The organism is Xanthomonas sp. NCPPB 3569, from assembly GCF_041475645.2.
In the GTDB taxonomy this organism is placed as follows: domain Bacteria; phylum Pseudomonadota; class Gammaproteobacteria; order Xanthomonadales; family Xanthomonadaceae; genus Xanthomonas; species Xanthomonas phaseoli.
Map to the genome: position 1 here is coordinate 1890302 of NZ_CM192969.1, position 22187 is coordinate 1912488.

General features: G+C 64.1%; 23 protein-coding genes. 6 read left to right on the forward strand and 17 right to left on the reverse strand.

The genetic code is table 11. The features are described 5' to 3' along the window. Nucleotides 1-7: 7 nt before the first annotated feature. A complete protein-coding gene (locus ACCQ03_RS08075; RefSeq protein ID WP_017157551.1) occupies nucleotides 8-205 on the reverse strand; it encodes a PspC domain-containing protein in 198 nt (65 codons plus the stop codon). Between the two features lie 115 nt (nucleotides 206-320). Then, nucleotides 321-1397, reverse strand: a complete 1077-nt coding sequence (locus tag ACCQ03_RS08080) for a class III poly(R)-hydroxyalkanoic acid synthase subunit PhaC (RefSeq protein ID WP_057678625.1) — start codon at nucleotides 1395-1397, stop codon at nucleotides 321-323. Nucleotides 1398-1543: 146 nt separating this feature from the next. On the opposite strand from ACCQ03_RS08080, the gene ACCQ03_RS08085 reads away from it, so the two are divergent. After that, nucleotides 1544-2515, forward strand: a complete 972-nt coding sequence (locus ACCQ03_RS08085; RefSeq protein WP_150147813.1) for an IS5 family transposase — start codon at nucleotides 1544-1546, stop codon at nucleotides 2513-2515. A gap of 71 nt (nucleotides 2516-2586) precedes the next feature. Here the strand turns inward: ACCQ03_RS08085 and phaE are convergent, their stop codons facing one another. Together phaE and ACCQ03_RS08095 are read right to left on the reverse strand one after the other, a co-directional pair. Beyond that, nucleotides 2587-3786 carry a class III poly(R)-hydroxyalkanoic acid synthase subunit PhaE gene (gene phaE / locus ACCQ03_RS08090; protein ID WP_209227789.1) on the reverse strand — a complete coding sequence of 400 codons (1200 nt, stop codon included), beginning with the start codon at nucleotides 3784-3786 and terminating at the stop codon, nucleotides 2587-2589. A 54-nt stretch (nucleotides 3787-3840) separates the two neighbouring features. Next, nucleotides 3841-4503, reverse strand: a complete 663-nt coding sequence (locus ACCQ03_RS08095) for a CDP-alcohol phosphatidyltransferase family protein (protein ID WP_209227788.1) — start codon at nucleotides 4501-4503, stop codon at nucleotides 3841-3843. An 84-nt stretch (nucleotides 4504-4587) separates the two neighbouring features. Between ACCQ03_RS08095 and ACCQ03_RS08100 the strand changes: the two genes are divergently transcribed. Next, nucleotides 4588-5346 carry a 3-hydroxybutyrate dehydrogenase gene (locus ACCQ03_RS08100; RefSeq protein WP_057680088.1) on the forward strand — a complete coding sequence of 253 codons (759 nt, stop codon included), beginning with the start codon at nucleotides 4588-4590 and terminating at the stop codon, nucleotides 5344-5346. Between the two features lie 360 nt (nucleotides 5347-5706). Here ACCQ03_RS08100 and ACCQ03_RS08105 read toward each other — a convergent pair whose 3' ends face one another. The 3 genes from ACCQ03_RS08105 to ppsR form a co-directional block, all read right to left on the reverse strand. Further along, nucleotides 5707-6195, reverse strand: a complete 489-nt coding sequence (locus ACCQ03_RS08105) for an NUDIX hydrolase (protein WP_057680087.1) — start codon at nucleotides 6193-6195, stop codon at nucleotides 5707-5709. Between the two features lie 70 nt (nucleotides 6196-6265). Beyond that, nucleotides 6266-6775, reverse strand: coding sequence for a DUF1249 domain-containing protein (locus ACCQ03_RS08110; protein WP_008573198.1), 510 nt, complete (start codon nucleotides 6773-6775; stop codon nucleotides 6266-6268). Between the two features lie 200 nt (nucleotides 6776-6975). Next, complete coding sequence (gene ppsR / locus ACCQ03_RS08115; RefSeq protein ID WP_017168777.1) at nucleotides 6976-7797, reverse strand: posphoenolpyruvate synthetase regulatory kinase/phosphorylase PpsR; 822 nt, start codon at nucleotides 7795-7797, stop codon at nucleotides 6976-6978. Between the two features lie 142 nt (nucleotides 7798-7939). On the opposite strand from ppsR, the gene ppsA reads away from it, so the two are divergent. After that, on the forward strand, nucleotides 7940-10318 hold the full coding sequence (ppsA, locus tag ACCQ03_RS08120; protein ID WP_209227787.1) for a phosphoenolpyruvate synthase: 2379 nt from the start codon (nucleotides 7940-7942) through the stop codon (nucleotides 10316-10318). Next, nucleotides 10318-11310: a mechanosensitive ion channel family protein gene (locus ACCQ03_RS08125; RefSeq protein ID WP_209227786.1), complete on the forward strand. Its 993-nt coding sequence runs from the start codon at nucleotides 10318-10320 to the stop codon at nucleotides 11308-11310. The genes ppsA and ACCQ03_RS08125 overlap by 1 nt, the downstream gene beginning before the upstream one ends. A 215-nt stretch (nucleotides 11311-11525) precedes the next feature. On the opposite strand, the gene orn is transcribed toward ACCQ03_RS08125, so the two are convergent. The 3 genes from orn to mntR form a co-directional block, all read right to left on the reverse strand. Continuing rightward, entirely contained in the window at nucleotides 11526-12110 is a 585-nt protein-coding gene (orn, locus tag ACCQ03_RS08130; protein WP_057680084.1) for an oligoribonuclease, read from the reverse strand. A 71-nt stretch (nucleotides 12111-12181) separates the two neighbouring features. Continuing rightward, a complete protein-coding gene (tadA, locus tag ACCQ03_RS08135; RefSeq protein ID WP_017157562.1) occupies nucleotides 12182-12697 on the reverse strand; it encodes a tRNA adenosine(34) deaminase TadA in 516 nt (171 codons plus the stop codon). Next, nucleotides 12694-13161 (reverse strand): manganese-binding transcriptional regulator MntR, encoded by a 468-nt coding sequence (gene mntR, locus ACCQ03_RS08140; RefSeq protein ID WP_003482839.1) that lies wholly within the window; start codon nucleotides 13159-13161, stop codon nucleotides 12694-12696. Before mntR ends, tadA begins: the two co-directional genes overlap by 4 nt. Before the next feature lie 142 nt (nucleotides 13162-13303). Here mntR and ACCQ03_RS08145 point away from each other — a divergent pair, with 142 nt between their 5' ends. Both ACCQ03_RS08145 and ACCQ03_RS08150 read left to right on the forward strand, forming a co-directional pair. Beyond that, nucleotides 13304-14638, forward strand: coding sequence for an Nramp family divalent metal transporter (locus ACCQ03_RS08145; RefSeq protein WP_150146106.1), 1335 nt, complete (start codon nucleotides 13304-13306; stop codon nucleotides 14636-14638). Between the two features lie 781 nt (nucleotides 14639-15419). Further along, a complete protein-coding gene (locus tag ACCQ03_RS08150; protein ID WP_057680089.1) occupies nucleotides 15420-16244 on the forward strand; it encodes an alpha/beta fold hydrolase in 825 nt (274 codons plus the stop codon). 292 nt (nucleotides 16245-16536) lie between these two features. On the opposite strand, the gene ACCQ03_RS08155 is transcribed toward ACCQ03_RS08150, so the two are convergent. The 7 genes from ACCQ03_RS08155 to ACCQ03_RS08185 all read right to left on the reverse strand — a co-directional run bounded on the left by ACCQ03_RS08155 (nucleotide 16537) and on the right by ACCQ03_RS08185 (nucleotide 22136). Next, nucleotides 16537-16695 (reverse strand): XapX domain-containing protein, encoded by a 159-nt coding sequence (locus tag ACCQ03_RS08155; RefSeq protein ID WP_057680082.1) that lies wholly within the window; start codon nucleotides 16693-16695, stop codon nucleotides 16537-16539. Next, nucleotides 16692-16922: a DUF1427 family protein gene (locus ACCQ03_RS08160; RefSeq protein ID WP_017157567.1), complete on the reverse strand. Its 231-nt coding sequence runs from the start codon at nucleotides 16920-16922 to the stop codon at nucleotides 16692-16694. The genes ACCQ03_RS08155 and ACCQ03_RS08160 overlap by 4 nt, the downstream gene beginning before the upstream one ends. 5 nt (nucleotides 16923-16927) lie before the next feature. Next, entirely contained in the window at nucleotides 16928-18556 is a 1629-nt protein-coding gene (locus ACCQ03_RS08165) for an MFS transporter (protein WP_209227785.1), read from the reverse strand. Between the two features lie 94 nt (nucleotides 18557-18650). Next, nucleotides 18651-20498 (reverse strand): amidohydrolase, encoded by a 1848-nt coding sequence (locus ACCQ03_RS08170; protein WP_209227784.1) that lies wholly within the window; start codon nucleotides 20496-20498, stop codon nucleotides 18651-18653. 113 nt (nucleotides 20499-20611) lie between these two features. Beyond that, entirely contained in the window at nucleotides 20612-21046 is a 435-nt protein-coding gene (locus ACCQ03_RS08175) for a DoxX family protein (protein ID WP_057678422.1), read from the reverse strand. Next, nucleotides 21043-21699, reverse strand: a complete 657-nt coding sequence (locus tag ACCQ03_RS08180; protein ID WP_057678423.1) for a hydrolase — start codon at nucleotides 21697-21699, stop codon at nucleotides 21043-21045. Before ACCQ03_RS08180 ends, ACCQ03_RS08175 begins: the two co-directional genes overlap by 4 nt. After that, complete coding sequence (locus tag ACCQ03_RS08185; RefSeq protein ID WP_081022979.1) at nucleotides 21696-22136, reverse strand: helix-turn-helix transcriptional regulator; 441 nt, start codon at nucleotides 22134-22136, stop codon at nucleotides 21696-21698. The genes ACCQ03_RS08180 and ACCQ03_RS08185 overlap by 4 nt, the downstream gene beginning before the upstream one ends. Between the last annotated feature and the right edge of the window lie 51 nt (nucleotides 22137-22187).

Here is a 22187-nt window from a genome sequence, read left to right on the forward strand (position 1 = left end):
ACCGGCTTCAGTCGGCCTGGTTGGGGATCAGCAGCCACAGAATCAGATACACCAGGATGCCGGGAAACGCAGCCGAGGCAATCGACACGATGACGAACAGCACACGCAGCAGCGTCGCGCTCCAGCCAAAACGACGCGCAATGCCGCCAACCACACCGGCGATCATGCGGTCGTTGAGGGAGCGGGACAGCGTGGTGGTAGACATGGCAAGACTCCTGCAAAACGTAGCCAACAGTCTAAAAAACGCGGCCGCTGCAGATCGTGACGGCCGCGTGGCCTGCTCAGCGCGGCGTCACCTGCCCGGCGTGCAGGCAGCAATCTCAGGCAGTGCCGCCACGTTCCTGCAGCCAGCGATGGATCGCCACCGGCACCTCGCGCTGCGCACGCCCGGAGACGTAGATTCCGATGTGGCCGCCACGGAAGCTCAGTTCGCTGTAGTCGTCGCTGCCGACCAGCCCACCGAGCGCTCGTGAGGCATCCGGCGGCACCAGGTGGTCGTGTTCGGCGTAGATATTCAGCACCGGCATGTCGAGCGCCTGCAGATCGACCACCTGCCCCCCAATGCTCACCTGCCCGGTGACCAGCCCGTTGCGCTGATAGAACAACGTGACAAATTCGCGGAAAGCCTCGCCGGCCAGGTCGGGCGAATCGAAGATCCACTTTTCCATGCGCAGAAAATCTTCCAGCGCCTGCTTGTCGTCGAGGATGTCGAGCAGGCCCACGTATTTCTGCAGATTCAGCCGGAACGGCTTGAGCATCAGGTAGCTGGCGTTCATCAGGTCCGCCGGCACGTTGCCCATGGTGTCCACGAACAGATCCACATCGACCATGCGTGCCCAGTTGGACAGCATGTTGTCCGGCGTATGGAAATCCACCGGCGTCACCATGGTGATCAGGTTGCGCACCTTGTCGCGCTGCAGCGCGGCGTAGCACAACGAAAACGTGCCGCCCTGACAGATGCCGAGCACATCGATCGCTTCCAGGCCCGACTGCGCCCGCAGATGATCCACCGCGCCGTCGATGTAGCGCAGCAAATAGTCTTCCAGTGTGAGGTAGCGCTCGGAGCGGTCCGGATAGCCCCAATCCAGCACGTAGACATCCTGGCCGTGACTCAATAACCCTTTCACCAGCGAGCGATCCGCCTGCAGATCGACCATGTAGGGGCGATTGACCAATGCATACACGATCAACAGCGGCGTCTTGGCCACCGGTGCCTGCTCGCCGATGAAGCGGTATAGCACCACCTTGCCATCGCGCCAGATTTCTTCGCGCTCGGTGACGCCGTAATCCACATCGTCAACGCCCGGCAGCAGCTTGAGCCCTTCGCGCAACTTGCGTTGCATCGACAAGGTTTCCTGCATCAGGTCTTCGGCACTGAATCCCAACGGACCTTTCATGCCTGCGCTCCACGTTTTTTACCTGCCGCGTGTTTACGAGCCGCAGGCTTGGGCGAGGATGTCGCGCCACCGCCCTTCTTAAGGAAACTCTGAACAATCCATCGTGATCTGCCACAATCGATCAACGACCCGAGTAGACGATTTCGATGCAGCTGACCTTCGGCGACGCGGAGTACAACGGCAAGCGCAAGCGGACGCGGCGTGAGGTGTTCTTGGCCGAGATGGACCAGGTCGTGCCGTGGAAGGACCTGCTGGCGCTGATCGAGCCGCACTACCCGAAGTCGGGGCAGCCGGGGCGACAGCCGTATCGGCTGGAGACCATGCTGCGCATCCACTTTTTGCAGCAGTGGTATGCACTGAGCGATCCATCGGCGGAAGAAGCGCTGTACGACACGGTGTCGATGCGCCGTTTCGCCAAGATCGGCGGGCTGGATGAGGTGCCGGACGAGACGACGATTCTCAACTTCCGCCATCTGTTGGAGCAGCACGATTTGGCGCGCAAGCTGTTCAATCGGGTCAACGCGCACCTGTCGCGCAAGGGGCAGAGCTTGCGCGGCGGGACGATCGTGGACGCCACGATCATCGCTGCGCCCAGCTCGACCAAGAACAAGGATGGCGAGCGCGATCCGGAGATGCACCAAACCAAGAAGGGCAACCAGTACTACTTCGGGATGAAGGCGCACATCGGGGTGGACGATGACTCCGGGCTGGTGCACCACGTGGAGTGCACGGCGGCCAACGTGGCCGATATCACACAAGCGCACAAGCTGCTGCACGGCAAGGAGGACACGCTGTGCGCGGACAGCGGCTACACCGGGCTTGAGAAACGCGAGGAGATGAAGCGCAAGCGCAAACTGCGCTACCTGATCGCGGAGAAGCCCTCGAAGCTGAAGCAGATTAAGAACAAGCGCGAACTGAAGTTGGCCAAGCGCTGGGAGCACACAAAAGCCAGCCTGCGTGCAAAGGTGGAACACCCGTTTCGGGTGATCAAGCGCCAGTTTGGCTACGTCAAGGTGCGCTATCGCGGTTTGGCGAAGAACACCGCACAGATGCTGATGCTGTTTGCGCTGTCGAATCTGTGGCTGAAGCGCAAAGAGTTCATTACCGCCGCGGGGTAGGTGCGCCCGTAATCGGGACGATACCCCGAAAAAGCGCCAAAAACGGCGAAAAACCGAGGATCTGAGCGCGGTCACCGCGACCGATATGGCTTACCACATCCTCCGATCGCGTTGTTCAGACCTTCCTTAACCGAGGCCGTTTTCGGCGACGTGGAGACGGGTGGCGCCTTTTTCGGAGCCGCCTTTCTAGGCGCGGCGCTGCCGACGGACGCCTTCTTCGATACGCCCGGCTTGACCGCCTGCGCCGCCCGGGCCGGCCGCACGACCGTGCTGGCCCGGGCGGACGGCGCGCGCTTGCCGGCTGCCGGCGTCACCGGTCCAGGCTGCGCCGCTGCAGCGGGCCTGCTGGCCGGTGAAGTTGCATTACGCAGCATCCGCCTGACCAGGCGCTCCAGTTCGGCAATGCGGCGATGCGCGGCGTCCATCTCCGAACGCGTGGGCATGCCGAAGCGTTCGCTGAGTTGCTCGACCTCTTCCTGCAGCGCAGCGCGCAGGCGCATGTGCGCGTTGGCAAAACCGCCGTACACCTTGCGGAACTGCTCCGATAAGGCGACATCGGCATAGGACTCTTCGGCCGCCTCGATCCACAGATCGAACAGGGCACGGGCGCTGGTCAGCTGGCTGCCGCTGCTCTCGTGCTCGCTCAGCTTGGACGCGAAGCGCGCAAACGCCTGCTCGATCGCCGCCTTGAGTTGCTCGCCATAGGCCTCCGACTGGGCCTGGAACTCCTGTTGCGCACGTGCCAGTTTCTGCAGGCGCGACTGGTGGTTGCGGTTCAACCCGAACGCCGGCATGTCCAGCCAGGGCGCATTTTCCTCGCGCCACTTTTGCAGCGTCTGCGCCGCGTCCTGCAACCACGGGTCGAACCCGCCCGGGCTGCCGCCGCGCAGCGACCCCAGCGTCCATTGCATCAACTGTTCGCCCTGCCCTTGTACGGCCTGGCGCCAGGCATCGGCCACTTCATTGGCCGAGGTGTCGCGCCCGGCAAACTGCGCGGCCACCTGCTGCATGGTGCCGAACCAGTCGCCGGCCTGGGTACGAAATCGGTCGATGGCCTCCTGCGCCTGCGGGGCGGCCTGGGTGGGCAACAACTGCGACCACCAATCCACGGCCTTGCGCCAATCCTGCGGGGCATCGCTACCGGACGCGGGCGGTGGTTGTTGCGCAGCGGCGCCGGCTTGGCCGTGGCGCATGGCATCTCCCCAGGCAGCCCAGTATTGGCGCGCCTTGTCGTCGAAGTTGCCGTTATCCGAACCGCTGCTTGCCATCATCCCGTCCAGTGACCTCTACCCAGCCATCCTACCGCGTGCAAGGCGGTGTGCCGCTCAGGGTTTGGGGATACGCAGCGTCTTGCTGATCATCAGCGAGCCAGACACCGCAAACAGCAGCACCAGCGGATGGAGCTGCCACGGCCCTAGCTGCCATTGCCCCCACCACAAGGTGTCGCCGATATGGCCGCTGCTGGCGGCAACCGCGAGCAGGATCACCAGTACCAGGCTGGTCGGAATGGGCGTGCCTTCGAAATACGGCACCTTGTCGGCCTCGCCAGCGATCTCTTCGGCAGTGACGTTGTAGCGCGCCAGCCGGCTGACCCCGCAGCAGACGAAGTAGCTCAGCACCAGCCAGTCCCAACCACCGCGCATGCCGCAGGCATAACCCAGCGCCGCCGGCGCCACGCCAAAGGAGATCACGTCTGCCAGCGAATCCAGTTCGCGGCCCAGCGTGGAAGAGGCTTTGCGCCAGCGCGCCACGTGCCCGTCCAGCGCATCGAACACTAACGCGAGCGGTATCAATGCCATGCCCAGCAGCAGATCGCCGCGATGCCCCTCTTGCAGGAACCGCATGGCCGCAAACACTGCGCCGGTGCCGCAGAACGCGTTGGCGAGTGTGAACCAGTCCGCGAGTTGGAAATCGCGCAGCATCGAAAAATGGCGTTTCATGCGGAACCTGAGGTGAGCAAGGCGCAAAGGGTAACGCGCGCGCGTCATGCAGGCGACCGTTTCGCTGCACTCGGCTAGGCTGGCGATTGGCGTGACCGCTCCCGGCCGCGCACGACTTTTCGAGGACACCCCATGCGCAGCATCCTGATCACCGGCGCGGGCAGCGGCATTGGCGCCGGTATCGCCAGCCAACTGGCGGCCGACGGCCATCATCTGCTCGTCAGCGATGTGCAGCTGGCGGCCGCCGAGCGCACGGCCGATGCGTTGCGCCAGGTAGGCGGCTCGGCCGAGGCGCTGGCGTTGGACGTGACCGATGCAAACAGCATCGCGCAGGCGCTGGCCCACGCATCACGTGCCCCGCAGGTGCTGGTAAACAATGCCGGCCTGCAGCAGGTGGCCGCACTGGAGGAGTTCCCGATGCAGCAATGGGCGCTGCTGGTGGATGTCATGCTCACCGGCGCCGCACGCCTCAGTCGCGCGGTGCTGCCCGGCATGCGTGCGGCCGGCTATGGCCGCATCGTCAATATCGGCAGCATCCACTCGCTGGTGGCCAGCCCATACAAAAGTGCCTATGTCGCCGCCAAGCATGGCCTGGTCGGCCTGGCCAAGGTCATCGCGCTGGAAACCGCCGATTGCGACATCACCGTCAACACGCTCTGCCCCAGCTATGTGCGCACGCCGCTGGTGGAGCGGCAGATTGCCGATCAGGCACGCACCCGCGGCATCGCCGAGGATGCGGTGGTGCGCGATGTGATGCTCAAGCCGATGCCCAAGGGCGCCTTCATCGAGTACGACGAGCTGGCCGGCACGGTGGCGTTTCTGATGTCGCATGCCGCGCGCAACATCACAGGGCAATCGATCGCCATCGATGGCGGCTGGACGGCCCAATGAGCATGCTGGCGAAATTTTGATCAGCCGTCGCCCGCGCCAGATGCCGCAAGGGGTGCGCGCACTTGTCCACAGACTTGCGCAGTGTCCATCCACAGGGGGTGTGGAGAAGTGGACCAGACCGGCCATTCCTCGGAGCACCGGAACGCTCTGCAATGTTCGATGTTCAATCCCGGACGGTTGAGCCTGGCTGGACTCGGTGCTGCGCTGCTAGCAGCATGGGCCGCTGATCGGAGGGAAGCGCTGGTCCGCTGACCCATCGCGCGCGCCGAGGATGTCGACCTGCAGCAGTCGGGCTCGGTCAGCTGTCCGACGGTGCTGTGTCGGCGGCACGCGACCCATTGCGCTGCGCACGCGCAGCGATCAGATCCGCGAATACGTCCACGACTGCATGCGCCCATCGCGATACGGCATGACGCCGTGGAACGGGCGTGGGTCGCCATCGAATACCAGCGGCAGGAAATGGCGGTCGCCTTCCCACATTGGCACCTGGTCCATCCGCTCGATCGCAATCCACTCCAGCGTCCCCTCCGGATTGGCGGTGTGGGGTGTGCCGTCGAAGCTGTGGATCAGGAATACGAAGCCCAGCCAGTCTTCGCCCTGCTTGCCGAAGCCCGGCCAGCTGATGGTGCCGCGCAACTGCATCCGGCCGCAGTCGACGCCGGCCTCCTCGCGTATCTCGCGGCGCATGCAGGCCAGCACGTCTTCGTCCGGCTCCATCTTTCCGCCCAGGCCGTTGTATTTGCCCAGATGCCGGTCGCCGGGACGGGCATTGCGATGGATCATCAGCACCTGGGTGCCATCCGGCGACAACAGGTAGCCGAGCGTGGCGACAATCGGGGTATAGGGCATGGCATGCGATCTGACACGAAGCGCATCAGTATGACTGAAGCAGCCCGCCGTACGCGGCGGTAACGCCGGCTCAGCCGACCGCGGCCTGCGGGTTCGGGCGCGGCGGTGCCACGTGATCGGTATCCAGCCGCAGGGTCGCAACACCGTGGCCGCGTTCGGCCAGGTACTCCAGCCACTTGCCAAGGAATGTATTCATGCGCATGCGGTGGCTGATCAGCTCGGCCGGCGGCGGGAACATGCCCATCACATCCTGCCAGCGCCGACCCACATAGCAATGCGTGGTCTCGGCCTGGCGCGCGTCGCGGTACAGCCGCACATACGCCGACGGGTCCGGCTCGCCGGTGACCGGGTCGCACAGGTCGTAGGTCAGGCGCAGCTCCACCGTGTAGCGGTGGCATTCGATCACGTCCAGCCGCAGGTTCAGGCCATCGCCGATCGAGGACACGTACGAGCCCGGCGCCAGATCGGCTGGGGCGAACAACCGGGTCAGATGTTGGAAGTTTTCTGCATACAAGCCCATCAGCCAGCCGAAGCGGCTCAGTTTGGGAATGCGTTCGAGTTTGCTCAGTGCTTGCGCCATGGACCGATCCTACACGCTGCGCTGCCGCACGGGCAGCATTGACGAGGGCCCAACGGCAGGCCTACCTTGGCGGAGCACTGCCCCACCCGTTTCGTACCCCCAGCCGCCAACCACTGCCGGTTGCTCTTTCGACCGATGGGCACGGCGGCCGAAACGTGAGTAACGGCTACCGATCCTGAAGATCCGATCCCGATCTCCGCTCAGAACATCTCGCGCTGCAGGCCCAGGGTGGACAACACCTTGCTGGAGATTTCTTCGATCGAGGTATTGGTGGTGCTGAGCGAGGGAATGCGCTCCATCTGGAACATGCGCTCGGCGATCGCGACTTCGCGCCGGCAGGTCTCTGCCGCGCTGTAGCGAGAATTGGCGCGCCGCTCCTGACGAATTTGCTGCAACCGCTCAGGGTCAATGGTCAAACCGAACAACTTGCTGCGGTAATTACGCAACCGCGGGGGCAACTGCTCGTTTTCCAGATCTTCCTCGGTGAGCGGATAGTTGGCGGCGCGAATGCCGTAATGCAAGGCCAGATAGATGCAGGTCGGTGTCTTGCCGGCGCGCGACACCGCCACCAGGATCACATCGGCCTCGTCGTAATTGAGCGCAATGCCATCGTCGTGACTGAGCGCGAAGTTCATCGCGTTGATGCGGCGGTGATAGGTTTCGAAGTCGACCATGCCGTGCGCGCGGCCCACACGCGAATGACGCGGCGCATTGAGCTCGCGCTCCAGCGGCTCGATGAAGGGCGCGAATACATCCAGCATCAGCGCGCCACTTTCAGCCAGGATCATGCTCAATTGTGGATCGACGCACGAATTGACCACGACCGGGCGCACCTGGTACCGCTCGCCTGCAGCACGCACCCGCATGGCGGCATCGCGCGCTTTATCTGCATCGTCAATGAACGACATGCGGTCGGTGACGAAGTTGAAACCGCTGAACTGCGTGAGCAGGCTATGCCCAATCGTTTCAGCGGTGATACCGGTTCCATCGGAGACGTAAAACACCGGCCGAATTGTTGACATCAAGACCACCTCTTTGAACTGGTGTCCAAAACTTACGGATTCATGCTTGTGCAGGCTCCGCTGTGCACTGCATCATAGCGGCTTCTTCCTACGGTCGCGGCCATTCAGCCCGCTCGGGCGATGGCCTTACGGAGCATCGCGCTTGAACGAGAATATCCTGTGGTTGCATGAGCTACGCCTGGCCGACCTGGCCCGCGTAGGCGGTAAAAATTCCTCGCTTGGCGAGATGATCGGCAACCTGGCTGGGTTGGGCGTCTCGGTTCCCGGTGGATATGCGACCACTGCCGAGGCTTTCAAGGACTTCATCGCGCACAACGATCTGTCCAAGCGCATCTTCGACAAGCTGGCAACGCTGGATGTCGAAGACGTCAACGCACTCACGCTGGCCGGCAAGGAAATCCGCGGCTGGGTAATCGACGCCCCGCTGCAGCCGGAACTGGACCGCGACATCCGCACCGCCTACGCGCAGTTGTGCGCCGAAAACGGCGGCGGCGACGTTGCCGTGGCCGTGCGCTCCTCGGCAACCGCCGAAGACCTGCCGGACGCCTCCTTCGCAGGCCAGCAGGAGACCTTCCTCAATGTGACTGGCGCCGACGATGTGGTGCACAAGGTCAAGGAAGTGTTCGCCAGCCTCTATAACGATCGTGCGATTGCCTACCGCGTGCATCACGGCTTCAAGCATGAAGACGTGTTCCTGTCGGCCGGCGTGCAGCTGATGGTGCGATCGGGCGTCGGCGCGGCAGGCGTGTTGTTTACGCTGGACACCGAATCCGGCTTCCGCGACGTGGTGTTCGTCACCTCCAGCTTCGGCCTGGGCGAGATGGTCGTGCAGGGCGCGGTCAATCCGGACGAGTTTTACGTCTACAAGCCCACGCTCACTGCGGGCAAGCCGGCAATCCTGCGCCGCTCGCTCGGCAGCAAAGCCACCCGCATGGTGTATTCGGATGTGCCCGGCGAGCGCGTGCGCACCGAAGATACCCCGGCGGAACTGCGCAGCACCTTCTCGATCAGCGACGAAGACGTGCAGGAGCTGTCCAAGCAGGCGCTTGTGATCGAAAAGCATTACGGCCGCCCGATGGACATCGAGTGGGCCAAGGACGGTGTCAGCGGCAAGCTGTTCATCGTGCAGGCGCGTCCGGAAACTGTGAAGTCGCGTAGCCACGCGACCCAGATCGAGCGGTTTGCGCTGGAGGCCAAGGGCGCCAAGATCCTGGCCGAAGGCCGCGCCGTCGGCGCCAAGATCGGTAGCGGTGTGGCACGCGTGGTGCGCTCGCTGGACGACATGAATCGTGTCCAGGCTGGCGATGTGTTGATCGCCGACATGACCGACCCCGATTGGGAGCCGGTGATGAAGCGCGCCTCGGCCATCGTCACCAACCGCGGCGGGCGCACTTGCCATGCAGCGATCATCGCGCGCGAGCTGGGCGTGCCGGCCGTGGTCGGCTCGGGCAATGCGACCGCCGTGATCAAGGACGGCCAGGAAGTCACCGTCAGCTGCGCCGAGGGCGACACCGGCTTCATCTACGAAGGCAAGCTGGCGTTCGAGCGCACCACGACCGATCTGGGCAACATGCCGCCTGCCCCGCTGAAGATCATGATGAACGTCGCCAACCCGGAGCGTGCGTTCGACTTCGGTCAGCTGCCCAACGCCGGCATCGGCCTGGCACGGCTGGAGATGATCATCGCCTCGCATATCGGCGTGCATCCCAACGCCCTGCTGGAATACGACAAGCAGGATGCCGATGTCCGCAAGAAGATCGACGCCAAGATCGCCGGCTATGGCGACCCGGTCAGCTTCTACGTCAACCGCCTGGCCGAAGGCATCGCCACGCTGACCGCCTCGGTGGCGCCGAATACGGTGATCGTGCGCTTGTCGGACTTCAAGTCCAACGAGTACGCCAACCTGATCGGCGGTTCGCGCTACGAGCCGCATGAAGAGAACCCGATGATCGGCTTCCGTGGCGCCAGCCGCTACGTCGCCCCGTCCTTCACCAAGGCCTTCGCGCTGGAGTGCAAGGCGGTGCTGAAGGTGCGCAACGAGATGGGCCTGGACAACCTCTGGGTGATGATCCCGTTCGTGCGCACGCTGGAGGAAGGCCGCAAGGTGATCGAAGTGCTGGAGCAGAACGGGCTCAAGCAGGGCGAGAACGGTTTGAAGATCATCATGATGTGCGAGCTGCCCTCCAACGCGCTGCTGGCCGACGAGTTCCTGGAGATCTTCGACGGCTTCTCGATCGGCTCCAACGACCTGACCCAGCTCACCCTGGGCCTGGACCGCGATTCGTCGATCGTCGCGCACCTGTTCGATGAGCGGAACCTGGCGGTCAAGAAGCTGCTGTCGTTGGCGATCAAGTCGGCGCGCGCCAAGGGCAAGTACGTGGGTATCTGCGGCCAGGGGCCGTCCGACCACCCGGAACTGGCCGAGTGGCTGATGCAGGAAGGAATCGAATCGGTGTCGCTGAATCCGGACACCGTGGTCGACACCTGGCTGCGTCTGGCCAAGCTCAAGAGCGAGGGCTGATGGGACTGATGGGTGCGATGTGGGCAGCAGCTGCAGGAGCGGCTGCTGCAAAGCCGGTTGCTGCAGCGGGAGCGGCAGCTGCGAAGCCGGCCACCACCAGCGAGCCGGCATTCAATTGGGCCGCCATTCCGTGGGCGCAGTACGCGGTCAACTGGGGAGTGGCATTGCTGATCGTCGTGGTCGGCATGTGGCTGGCCCGGCAACTCAGTCAATGGCTGCACCGCGCGCTCACCCGCGCGCGCGTCGAGATCACGCTGACCAACTTCCTGCGCAACGTGATGTACGCGTTGTTGCTGGTGTTGGTCTTCGTCAGCGCATTGAGTCAGATCGGAGTGCCACCGACCTCGCTGATCGCAGTGCTCGGCGCGGCAGGTCTGGCGGTTGGCCTTGCACTGAAGGATTCGCTGTCCAACATTGCTGCCGGCGTGATGCTCATCGTGCTGCGGCCGATGCGCGATGGCGACCACGTGTTGATCGCCGGGCAGGAAGGCATCGTCGACGAGATCCGGATCTTCCAGACCCGGATCCGTTCGTTCGACGAACGCATGATCACCCTGCCGAACAGCACGATTACCACCGCCCCCATCGTCAACTACAGCACCCTGCCCAACCGCCGCCTGGAAGTGACGGTCGGCGTGGGCTACGAAGACGATCTGAAGAATGCGCAGCAACTGTTGCTGCAGATCGCCAAGGACAACCCGAACATCCTGGAGTCGCCTGCACCATTCGTGCAGGTGACCAACCTGGGCGAGAGTACGGTCGACCTGATGCTGTTCGCATATGCGACCAACGGCAACTTCGGCGCAGCCAAGAGCACCACGCTGGAGCAGATCCGCAACGAGTTGCTGGAAAACGGACTCAACATCCCCTATCCGCAGCGCGACCTGCACGTGTATCACCACGATGCCGATGGCAAGCCGATCTCCGACCTGTTACTGAAAGGCATCGCCGACGATGGCGACCTGGGCAAGGGACCTTCGTTGGCGCGCTGACGTACACAGTGGCGTGATGGAAAGCAAAAGGCCGCATCGAACGATGCGGCCTTTTTGTTGATGCTTTTTATTGGATGCTTTTGTTGGACGCGTCGCCACCGAGTGGTTTGTAACCCGCGCGGTCGGCTGAGAAATTAAGCGACGTACGCAGGCGTGCCATTGGGATGGGACACCTCCGACACGCCCACAGCATGCAACGACGCCATGGCCAGCGCTCAGGCCGGCACGTCGGCCTGGGAATCGCCACCGAGCGCGCCCATGAACTGACGATAGTGGCGCAACTCGTCGATCGAATCGCGCACATCGCTCAGGGCGGTATGCGCCGAACTCTTGGCGAACCCGTTGGCGACCGTCGGCGCCCAACGTCGCGCGAGCTCCTTGATGGTGGACACGTCCAGGTTGCGGTAATGGAAATAGCGCTCCAGGCGCGACATCTGTCGGTGCAGGAAGCGGCGATCCTGGCAGATCGAGTTGCCGCACATCGGCGAGGCGCCGGCACGGATCCACTCGCTCAGGAATGCCACGGTCTGCGCTTCAGCCTGCGCGTGGGTCACCTGGCTGTCGAGCACGCGCTGCCACAGACCCGAACGGCGGTGCTGATTGCGGTTCCACTCGTCCATCGCTTCCAGGGTTTCCAGCGGATGCGCAATGGCCAATTCCGGCCCCTCGGCAAGCACGTTCAACTGCGCATCGGTCACGATGGTGGCGATCTCGATGATGGAATCGCGATCGGTATCCAGGCCGGTCATTTCCAGATCGATCCAGATCAGTCGGTCGTTGCCTGCAAGGTTCTCTGCCATATCGCCGTCCTGTGGAGGCCGTCGCCGGCCGGATGCTGAAGAGGGCGCGCATCATACCGCGGCCACGTCGCTCAGGGCGCAAGTGGCGGCTTGCCGCGCTTGGCCCTGAAGTAATTGGTCAGGCGCAAGCTCGCCTCGGCTGCAAGTACGCCACCGCACACCTGCACGCGATGATTGTGGCGCGGGTCGGCCAGCAGGTCGAAGACGCTGCCGCAGGCACCGGTCTTGGGATCGCTGGCGGCGAACACCACGCGCGCGATCCGCGCATGAATCATCGCCATCGCGCACATCGCGCACGGCTCCAGGGTGACGTACAGCGTGCAGCCGATCAGGCGGTGATTGGCCAGGCGGCGCCCGGCTTGTCGCATTGCCACGATTTCGGCATGCGCGCTGGGATCGTGGCTGGCGATATTGAAATTCCAGCCTTCGCCAAGCACGTTGCCTTGCGCATCGACCAGCAGCGCGCCGACCGGGATTTCGTCATAGTCGCGCTCGGCACGCTCTGCCAATTGCAAGGCGTGCTGCATCCAGTGCACGTCGATCGCCGCGTGCGGCGTGTGGGTCGGCGCATCGGTGGGCACGCTCACGTGGCCGAACCGCCCTGGCGGTCCAGGAACGCGGCGAACGCGGCAACCGTGGCTTCGCTGACATGGTGTTCGATGCCCTCCGCGTCGCGGCGCGCGGTGGCCTCGTCGATGCCAAGCGCAAGCAAAAAGCGCTCCACGATCTGGTGGCGCTGCCGGCTGGAGGCGGCCAGCGCCTCGCCGGCAGGGGTCAGGAACACCCCGCGGTAGGGACGCTGCACGACCCACCCATCGCGCACCAGCCGCTTGAGCATCTTGGCCACGGTGGGCTGCGCCACGCCCAGTCGCGCAGCAATATCGACCTGACGTGCCTCGCCGCCGTCCACCAGCAGATCGGAGATCAGCTCCACATAGTCTTCGACCAGCTCGGCGCGGCGCGCTTCGCGCACCTGACGGAAGCTCTCCATATGCACCTGCGCATCGATCAGGACCGGCGCGGCCGCTTCCACCTTTTCGCTCTTGCCCACCCTCTTCCTCGTCATCGTCGCCGGCGTCGATGCCGGGGCGCATAGTTTGAAGCACGCAGCAGATCAATACGATTGAAATTGCCAATGCTCAACAGCATAGCAACTGCTATATCATGCGTGTAACCCGTCTCTACCCACCTGCATGTCCGCCGACACCGCCGCCTCAGCGCCATCGTCAGCCACCGCCACCGGCGGTCTGGGCGACCACCAGGCCAGCGTCGCCGTGCCCAAGGGCGGCCATTGGTGGTTCCGCCTGCTGGCCTTCCTGGGACCGGGCTACATGGTGTCGGTGGGCTATATGGACCCGGGCAACTGGGCCACCGATCTGGCCGGCGGCTCTCAGTTCGGCTATCTGCTGCTGTCGGTGATCCTGTTGTCGAACCTGATGGCGATCGTGCTGCAGGGCTTGTCGGCGCGGCTGGGCATCGCGACCGGGCTGGACCTGGCGCAGGCCTGTCGCGTGCGTTATCCGCGTCGCGTCAATCTGGCGCTGTGGGGCATCTGCGAGCTGGCCATCATCGCGTGCGATCTGGCCGAGGTCATCGGTACCGCGATTGCGTTGAAGCTCTTGTTCGGGATTCCGCTCACCGTGGGCGCGATCATCACCGCGGTGGATGTGGTGCTGGTGTTGTTGCTGATGAACCGTGGTTTCCGGGCGCTGGAAGCGTTCGTGATCGCGCTGCTGTTGATCATCTTCTTGTGTTTCGGCATCCAGATCGCGCTGGCCGCACCGCCGATCGCGGCGGTACTGGGCGGTTTCATCCCGCGTGCGCAGGTGGTCACCGACCCGAAGGCGCTGTATCTGGCGATCGGCATCATCGGGGCGACGGTGATGCCGCACAACCTGTATCTGCACTCGTCGATCGTGCAGACGCGCGCGTATCCACGGACCGATATCGGCCGGAAATCGGCGCTGCGTTGGGCGGTCACCGACAGCACGGTGGCGTTGATGTTCGCGTTGTTCATCAATGCCTCGATCCTGATCCTGGCCGCGGCGGTGTTCCATGCGCAGGGCCGCACCGACGTACAGGAGATCGAACAGGCGCATGCGTTGCTGGCGCCGATGCTGGGCGTTGGCCTGGCCTCGACACTGTTTGCGGTGGCGCTGCTCGCCTCCGGCATCAACTCCACCGTGACCGCAACGCTGGCCGGGCAGATCGTGATGGAAGGGTTCCTGCAATTACGCCTGCCGCCGTGGATACGACGCTTGCTCACCCGCGGCATCGCCATCGTGCCGGTGGTCATCGTGACCTGGTTGTACGGCGAGGCTGGTACGGCGCGGTTGCTGGTGCTCAGCCAGGTGGTGTTGTCGATGCAGCTGCCGTTCGCGGTGATTCCGCTGGTGCGCTTCGTATCCGACCGGCAGTTGATGGGCGCGCTGGTAGCGCCAGCATGGCTGGTACGCATCGCGTGGGGGATTGCGGCGGTGATCGTCTGCCTCAATCTGAAGCTGCTGTGGGATACCGCGCTGCATTGAAATGCGGCATCGGCCCGGGCGTTGCGCCTGTGCGCGATCAATTGCTTCGTATCGCCAGCACAGCTGCAGGACGATGCCGCGCTTTCCTGCCTTCAACGCGCATTAGCGCTGTGGATGATGCTTGAGAGCTTACAAAGTCTGTCCTGCACTGGTGGGGGGGCGAGGTCTCTTCAGCAGACTCGACTGAGCCCAGGGCGCGGTGCGCTCGCCGCGCGCGGGACACGCCGCAAGGACATCCATGCAGGCTCGATGGCGGCATCCATGCCGTCGAAAGTCCCGCACGCAGCAAACACACCGCGCCAGACAGGTGATGGGTGACATCGAAGAGCGCAATGCGGCGCCAGACGCGCTCGAGGCCGCTGCAAGCGCTGCGCGCCTGTTGGCGCTTCTTCCATTACGGCCTGCGCATCGCTCGAATCGATTACATTCTGCGCCAGTTCGCGCAGTGCGCACGCGCGTGCAATCTGCCTCGCGCCGCACGCGCTCTACTTGGCGCATGCACCGGTTTGTCCGTTGCCTGCAGTGGCCTTGCGCTGCGTGGGCATGCCATACATGACGCGCCAACACGCACATGCGACTGCCGGGCTGCATGCCCTCGCCTGCAGGAGTTCTTATGGATCCGTTCGAGGCGCATCCGGCCGATGCCGGGCGCCGCCACTTTCTCATTTCCGGCACGGCAGCCGTGGCAGCGTTATCGCTGCCACATCTCGCCAGCGCTGCCGCAGCCACGCGCATGCCATCCACCTCGTCGCCCCACCCTTCCACTCACGGAGTCAAGCAGATGTCCAATTTCGTCAAACGTCCCGACGGCGCCAACATTTTTTACAAGGACTGGGGCAAGGGCCAACCGGTCGTGTTTTCGCACGGCTGGCCGCTCAGCGCTGATGCCTGGGATGCGCAGATGTTGTTCATGGGCCAGCACGGTTTCCGCGTGATTGCGCATGACCGCCGCAGCCACGGCCGTTCGTCGCAGACCTGGGACGGCAACGATATGGATACCTATGCCGACGATCTGGCTGCGGTGATCGAGGCGCTGGATCTGAAGGACGCGATCCTGGTAGGCCATTCCACCGGCGGTGGCGAAGTGGCGCATTACGTTGGCCGCCATGGCAGCAAGCGCGTGGCCAAGGTGGTGCTGGTAGGCGCCGTGCCGCCGCAGATGGTCAAGAGCCCGACCAACCCGGGCGGCCTGCCGATGAGCGTCTTTGACGGCATTCGCGACGGTGTGGCCAAGGATCGTTCGCAGTTTTATCAGGACCTGACCACGCCTTTCTTTGGCGCCAACCGCGATGGCAACAAGGTCACCCAGGGCATGCGCGATGCGTTCTGGCTGCAGGGCATGTTGGGTGGGCACAAGGGTCAGTACGACTGCATCAGGGAATTTTCCGAAGTCGATTACACGCCCGACCTGAAGAAGATCGATGTGCCGGCGTTGGTGGTACACGGCGACGACGATCAGATCGTGCCGATCGATGCGTCCGGCAAGATGTCGGCAAAGATCATCAAGAATGCCGAACTGAAGATCTACGCCGGCGCGCCGCACGGTCTGACCTTTACCCACACGGACCAGTTCAACAAGGATCTGTTGGCGTTCGCAAAAGCCTGATCGAGGTGAATGGATCAGCGAAGGGCCGGCTCGAGAGAGCCGGCCTTTTTGATCTTGCGCTAGTGATCGTGCAAGAACAGCTCACGCACCCGGATAGATTGTTGTCATGCGGTATCGATGCGCTCGGAGCCGCACATTGGCAGTGACAGATCCCGATTCGCACACCGGCGACGTTCGCCTGATGGTGAATGTCGTCGCTGTTCGCTGCGCTTCCCAGACTCAGTCGAGATGTAAGGGCATCACGCGCTCGCCGCTTTCAGGACACGTCGCGTGCTACCGACACCTTGCCGCTTCAGCGCAGCAACCGGTCGGCCAGCAGGAATCCGCCGCTCATCGCCACGACGAGCAATGCACCGGTCAGACGTGGCGGAGCGGGCAACGGCAAATCGAGCAACCGGCAACCGATGCCGATAGCCAATGCGAGCAGTACCCCGAGCACTGCCAGGCTCATGCGTCGCCCTGCCGGCCAACGCGGCCGCTGGGTCCGCCGCAATGCCTCAGATTCCTTGCGGCATGCCGCGCCAGGAAGCGGTCGGCTAGTGCATAGCCGCACGTCATTGCCAGCACCAGCAACGCGCCGACGAAGGCCGTGGGTGCAGGCGATGGAATGCCGGCCACACGGCAGCCGAAGCCGATTGCCACGCCCAGCGCGACACCGCTGATGAACTTCCAATTCATGGGCATCAGATATCCGAGTGCGCGTGCGGCGGCAGCGCCGCACCGCCGCCACCGACGAAGTGGCGCACCACCGGTGCGCGCTCGCCGTGATGCAGGGCGCGGATCTGCTCCTGTAACTGACGGTCGTCGCCGGTGACGCGTTCGTGCTGCCGCAGATGTTCCAGCCATGAGGCGACGAGGAAGTATTCCAGTTGCACACCTGGCGTTGCAGCGTCTTCGGCAATGCCCCAGACCACGGCGCCGTCGCGACGGCGCGCGTTGCCCAGTTGCGCCATCAACTGCAGGAACATCACGCGTGCCTCGGCAGCGATACGGTATTCCACCGTGACCAGCACCGGGCCGCGGTCATGCTCGAGGCGATCGGCTTGCGCAGGTGCAGGCCAATGTCCGCCGGGGGCGAGGTCCAGCTGTTCGGTCCCGGCAATCCGCGCGCGTTTGACCAATAGCGCGGCGATCACTGCACCGGCCGCGGCGATCTGCAGCGCCGTGGCAATCGACGTGCGTTGCGCCAACGCGCCCCATACCAGCGAGCCGCTGGCCATGCCTGCGGAAAACACCACGATGTACAACGACAATGCACGCGCACGCACCCACGCAGGGACGGCGGTCTGTGCGGCGATCTGCAACGACGACAGCACCGTGATCCAGGCCAGACCGTTCACCACCATCACCACGCACAACACGCCAAGCAGCCGCGACAACGCCAAGCCCAGCAGCGATGCGGCGCACACCAGGGTGGCGACGAACACCAGCAGATCGCGGTCGTAGCGCGCACGCAGGCGCGGCAACAACAAGGCGCCGCTGATCGCGCCCATGCCGATACAGCCCAGCAAAATGCCGTAGCTGCCGGCGCCCAGCTGCATGTCGCGGCGGACCACCAACGGCAGCAGCGCGGTCAACGCGCTGGCGAACACGAAAAACCCGGCGGCCTTGATCAGCACCGCCTGCAGGCGACCGGCGCGCGCGGCGTAGCGCAACCCTGCGCGCAGGCCTGCGCCAAAGCTCTCCGGCGGCAGCGCCGAGGCATGCACATCGCGGCGCCATCGCCACAGCACGCACAGCATCATGCCGAAGGTCAGCCCGTTGAGCAGAAAGGCCCACGGCGGGCCGAACTGGGCCACGATCAGCCCACCCACGGCCGGGCCGATCGATCGGGCGATGTTCATGCCGATCGAATTGAGCGCCACCGCCGAAGCCAGCATCGGGCGCGGCACCAGTTCCGACACGATCGCCGCCTGAGCCGGCATCGCCATTGCTGCGCCTACGCCCATTGCAAAGGTGAGCGCCACCAAGACCCAAGGCGTCAGCAACTGCAGATGCGCCAGTAATGCGAGCAGACCGGCCACCAGCAGCATCCAGGCCTGGGTCAACAGCAAGTAGCGACGACGGTCGACGATGTCGGCCAGCGTGCCGGCGACCAGTGCCAATAGCACCACCGGCAAGGCGGTCGCCGACTGCACCGCTGCCACCATCAACGGCGAGCCGGTCTGTTCGGCCATCACCCAGGAAGCGGCGACATCGTTGATCCAGGTCCCGATATTGCTGCCCAGGATCGCCAGCCACAAGGCGCGAAAGACCGGCTCACGCAGCGGCGCCCAGGCACCACCTTCGGCAGGTGCGGCAGAAACAGTCATCGCGGCAAGGCTCCAGGCAATGGGATGAAACAGACAAGGCGAAGGTGTGCCGCGCGCAACGTGCAGGCACGCAGATGTGCTGCCGATAACGCCATCAGAACGCGAAGCACGCGCATCCCAAAGCGCCCCAGAAGCTACGCAGATCATCGCTGGGGACGGCGTGTTGCCCCGCATGCGCGTGCGCGCCGTGGGCGCGACACGCGTGGCCGTGCGCATGCGTGTGCGTTGCAGCGGACAGCCCGCTTACCCCGCCTCCAACCTGGTAGCCGCCGAACCGATTCACCGGCGACCAGTCCGGCATGGCAGGCGGCAACGTGGGGGCGAGCGCGGCAAAGTCGCCATCGCCATGCACGACACGCCCGCCCAGCACGGTCAGCACGCTGGTGATGTCGGCGATGGCCGCATCGTCGATGCGGAAGTAATCGTCAGACAACACGATGAAGTCGGCCAACTGCCCCACCGCCAAGGTACCCTTGCGGGTCTCGTCGCCGGAAAACCAGGCGCTGCCCTGTGTCCACAAGCGCAACGCCTGTTCGCGATCGAGCAGATTCTCGTCGCCGTACAGGGCCAGACCGCCCACCGTGCGGCCGGTGACCAGCCACGACAGCGCCACCCAGGGGTTGTAGCTGGCCACGCGCGTGGCATCGGTGCCTGCGCCGACCGGAATTCCCGCCGCGAGCATGCGTCGCACTGGCGGCGTCTGCCTTGCAGCCTGCACGCCGTAGCGCTGCACGAACGCCTCGCCCTGGTAGGCCATGCGATGTTGCACGGCGATGCCGCCGTTCAAGGCGCGGATGCGCTCGATATTGCGCGGGGTAATCGTTTCGGCATGGTCGATGAACCAGTGCAGGCCATCGAACGGGATGTCGGCGTTGACCTTTTCATAGACATCGAGAATGCGCGCGATGCTTTCGTCGTATGTCGCATGGATACGGAACGGCCAGCGTTTTTCCACCAGCAGCCGCACCACTTGCTCCAGCTCGGGTTCCAGCTCCGCCGGCAGCTCCGGGCGCGGCTCGCTGAATTGTTCGAAGTCTGCAGCGGAAAACACCAGCATCTCGCCGGCGCCGTTGTGACGCAGCAGGTCATCGCCCTTGCGCACCGGCAGTAATTCGGTCCAGCCGCGGAAGTCCTCGACCTCCTTGCCCTTGTTCTGGGTGAACAGGTTGTAGGCAATGCGCACGCTCAGTTGGCCGGCTGCGTGCAGCTGTTCGATGACCTGGTAATCCTCCGGATAGTTCTGGAAACCACCACCGGCATCGATCACCGAGGTAATCCCGAGCCGGTTGAGCTCGCGCATGAAATGGCGCGTGGAGTTGGCCTGGTATTCCAGCGGAAGACGCGGGCCTTTGGCCAGGCTCGCGTACAGGATCAACGCGTTGGGCTTGGCCAGCAGCAGACCCGTGGGGTTGCCCAACTTGTCGCGCTCGATGCGCCCGCCCAGCGGATCCGGCGTGGTCTTGTCGTAGCCGCAGGCTCGCAGCGCAGCACGATTGAGCAAGGCACGGTCGTACAGATGCAACAGAAACACCGGCGTGTCCGGCGCGATGGCGTTGATCTCCTCGAGCGTGGGCAGGCGTTTTTCAGCGAACTGATATGCAGTGAAGCCGCCCACCACGCGCACCCACTGCGGCGCTGGCGTGCGATCGACCTGCGCCTTCAGCATCGCCATCGCATCGGCCAGCGAGCGCACGCCATCCCAGCGCAGCTCCAGGTTGTAGTTCAGGCCACCCCGGATCAGATGGGTGTGGCTGTCGTTGAGGCCGGGCAGCAGACGCCGCCCCTGCGCATCGATGGCGCGCACGCCCCGCGCCAAGGCCATGATCTTTGCATCGTCGCCGACTGCCACGATGCGTCCATCGGCAACGGCGATGGCCGTGGCAGTGGGCTGGCGCGGATCGAGCGTGGTGATGCGCGCATTGCGAACGACGAGATCGACCATTGGAGACTTTCCTGGCGCAGACGAGGCAGCCGGCAATGCACCCAACGCAAGACCGGCTGCGGCGCCCTGCATCCACCAGCGTCGACCGGCATCGTGATCGCCCGGTGTGCGACTCATGCCGCAGGCCTGCGCAGACGATCCAGCGACCATTCGCCCCCACCGGCTGCAGCGACTGCCAGCAACACCACCATCCACATCAGCGGATATTCCATACCGCCGTGCATCCAGAACCATCCCTTGGGCACGGCCACCAGCACGGTGGTTGCGATGAACAGCGCTGCCAGTGCGGCGCTGGCACGCGTCCACACCCCGAGCAAGACCGCCAGCCCGGACAGGCTCTGTACCAGGGCCAGCAGCAGCGGCAACGGTGCAGCGGATGGAAGGCCGAACTGCTGCAACTCAGCGGCAAACCCGGTCAAGCCCGGTCCACCGAACCAGCCCAGCAACTTCCCAAGCCCGTGCGGCAGCAGGAAGCCGCCACCAGCGATGCGCAGCATCAGCAACGCTGACGAAAGTCCGGCGCTGCCACGTGGTGCCGATCGGTTCAATGCCCGCCTTCCTGCGCGCCGAACATGCTTTTGGCGTACTGGATGCCGATGCCGTAGCCGCCGGCATGCGCGCGTGCAATGCCGGTGGTCAGCGCATAGGTGTCGCTACGTGCCCAGTCGCGCTGCAATTCCAGCAGGTACTGCACACTGGTCATGGGCGCAGCGCCGGCCTGCACCATGCGCGTGACGGCACGTTCGTGTGCCTCGTCGCTCACATCGCCGCAAGCATCGGTGATGACGTACACCTGGAACCCTTGTTCGATCGCCGACAGTGTCGGACCCACGATGCACACGCTGGTCCATAGGCCGGCGATCACCAGACGCTGCTTGCCGAGTGCGTTGACGCGATCGATCACGCCCTGGTCTTCCCAGGCGTTCATGCTGGTGCGATCGAATACCGGCTCACCCGGAAAGATGTCCGGCAACTCGGGGAACAACGGGCCGGAAAACGATTTTTCTGCGACGGTGGTCAGGATCACCGGCACCTTGAACCCTTTGGCACCCTTTGCAATCAAGGACACGTTGTTGCGCAGCGCCGAAATGTCGATGGTGTGCGTGGCGAACGCCATCTGCGATTGATGGTCGATCAGAATCAGGGTGTGATCGCCAGGCGATAGCAAGGATGCGCCGGGCACGGCAGTTGCAGTGGTCATGCGGGTTGCTCCATGGAAAGTGAAACCGGTTCACCGCCGCGCCGCTGCGATGGGGGCATGTGTGCAGCGCCGCATGCTTGCATTGCCATCTGCGCGGCGAAACGCGCCGGCGTGCACCCGGTGGCATTGCGGAAACTGCGAACGAAGTGGCTTTGATCGAAGAAGCACAGATCGGTCGCGATCTGGCTGATGGTGTGGCCGCCTTCGCGCAACATCGCCTGGGCACGTTCGAGCCGACGAAGACGCAGGTATTCCATTGGACTGGCCCCGACCGCATCGCGAAACACGCGGGCGAAATGGAAACGGCTCATGCAGGCCGCTTGCGCAAGATGCGCCACGCTGACAGGTTCGTACAGATGCGTATCGATGTACTGCATTGCGCGCGCAACGGCGCGCACACGCGGCGCCTGCGTTTGCATGCGCCCTGCAGCATGCATATCGGGGCAGGCAACAGCAAGCAGAGGTGCCATGGGGCGTCTCCGGGGGGA

Excerpts from the sequence above, each read along its gene's own strand:
- ACCQ03_RS08075 (WP_017157551.1), bottom strand. The coding sequence starts at position 205 with ATGTCTACCACCACGCTGTCCCGCTCCCTCAACGACCGCATGATCGCC.
- ACCQ03_RS08080 (WP_057678625.1), bottom strand. The coding sequence starts at position 1,397 with ATGAAAGGTCCGTTGGGATTCAGTGCCGAAGACCTGATGCAGGAAACC.
- ACCQ03_RS08085 (WP_150147813.1), top strand. The coding sequence starts at position 1,544 with ATGCAGCTGACCTTCGGCGACGCGGAGTACAACGGCAAGCGCAAGCGG.
- phaE (WP_209227789.1), bottom strand. The coding sequence starts at position 3,786 with ATGATGGCAAGCAGCGGTTCGGATAACGGCAACTTCGACGACAAGGCG.
- ACCQ03_RS08095 (WP_209227788.1), bottom strand. The coding sequence starts at position 4,503 with ATGACGCGCGCGCGTTACCCTTTGCGCCTTGCTCACCTCAGGTTCCGC.
- ACCQ03_RS08100 (WP_057680088.1), top strand. The coding sequence starts at position 4,588 with ATGCGCAGCATCCTGATCACCGGCGCGGGCAGCGGCATTGGCGCCGGT.
- ACCQ03_RS08105 (WP_057680087.1), bottom strand. The coding sequence starts at position 6,195 with ATGCCCTATACCCCGATTGTCGCCACGCTCGGCTACCTGTTGTCGCCG.
- ACCQ03_RS08110 (WP_008573198.1), bottom strand. The coding sequence starts at position 6,775 with ATGGCGCAAGCACTGAGCAAACTCGAACGCATTCCCAAACTGAGCCGC.
- ppsR (WP_017168777.1), bottom strand. The coding sequence starts at position 7,797 with ATGTCAACAATTCGGCCGGTGTTTTACGTCTCCGATGGAACCGGTATC.
- ACCQ03_RS08125 (WP_209227786.1), top strand. The coding sequence starts at position 10,318 with ATGGGACTGATGGGTGCGATGTGGGCAGCAGCTGCAGGAGCGGCTGCT.
- orn (WP_057680084.1), bottom strand. The coding sequence starts at position 12,110 with ATGGCAGAGAACCTTGCAGGCAACGACCGACTGATCTGGATCGATCTG.
- ACCQ03_RS08145 (WP_150146106.1), top strand. The coding sequence starts at position 13,304 with ATGTCCGCCGACACCGCCGCCTCAGCGCCATCGTCAGCCACCGCCACC.
- ACCQ03_RS08150 (WP_057680089.1), top strand. The coding sequence starts at position 15,420 with ATGTCCAATTTCGTCAAACGTCCCGACGGCGCCAACATTTTTTACAAG.
- ACCQ03_RS08155 (WP_057680082.1), bottom strand. The coding sequence starts at position 16,695 with ATGAGCCTGGCAGTGCTCGGGGTACTGCTCGCATTGGCTATCGGCATC.
- ACCQ03_RS08160 (WP_017157567.1), bottom strand. The coding sequence starts at position 16,922 with ATGAATTGGAAGTTCATCAGCGGTGTCGCGCTGGGCGTGGCAATCGGC.
- ACCQ03_RS08165 (WP_209227785.1), bottom strand. The coding sequence starts at position 18,556 with ATGACTGTTTCTGCCGCACCTGCCGAAGGTGGTGCCTGGGCGCCGCTG.
- ACCQ03_RS08170 (WP_209227784.1), bottom strand. The coding sequence starts at position 20,498 with ATGGTCGATCTCGTCGTTCGCAATGCGCGCATCACCACGCTCGATCCG.
- ACCQ03_RS08180 (WP_057678423.1), bottom strand. The coding sequence starts at position 21,699 with ATGACCACTGCAACTGCCGTGCCCGGCGCATCCTTGCTATCGCCTGGC.
- ACCQ03_RS08185 (WP_081022979.1), bottom strand. The coding sequence starts at position 22,136 with ATGCATGCTGCAGGGCGCATGCAAACGCAGGCGCCGCGTGTGCGCGCC.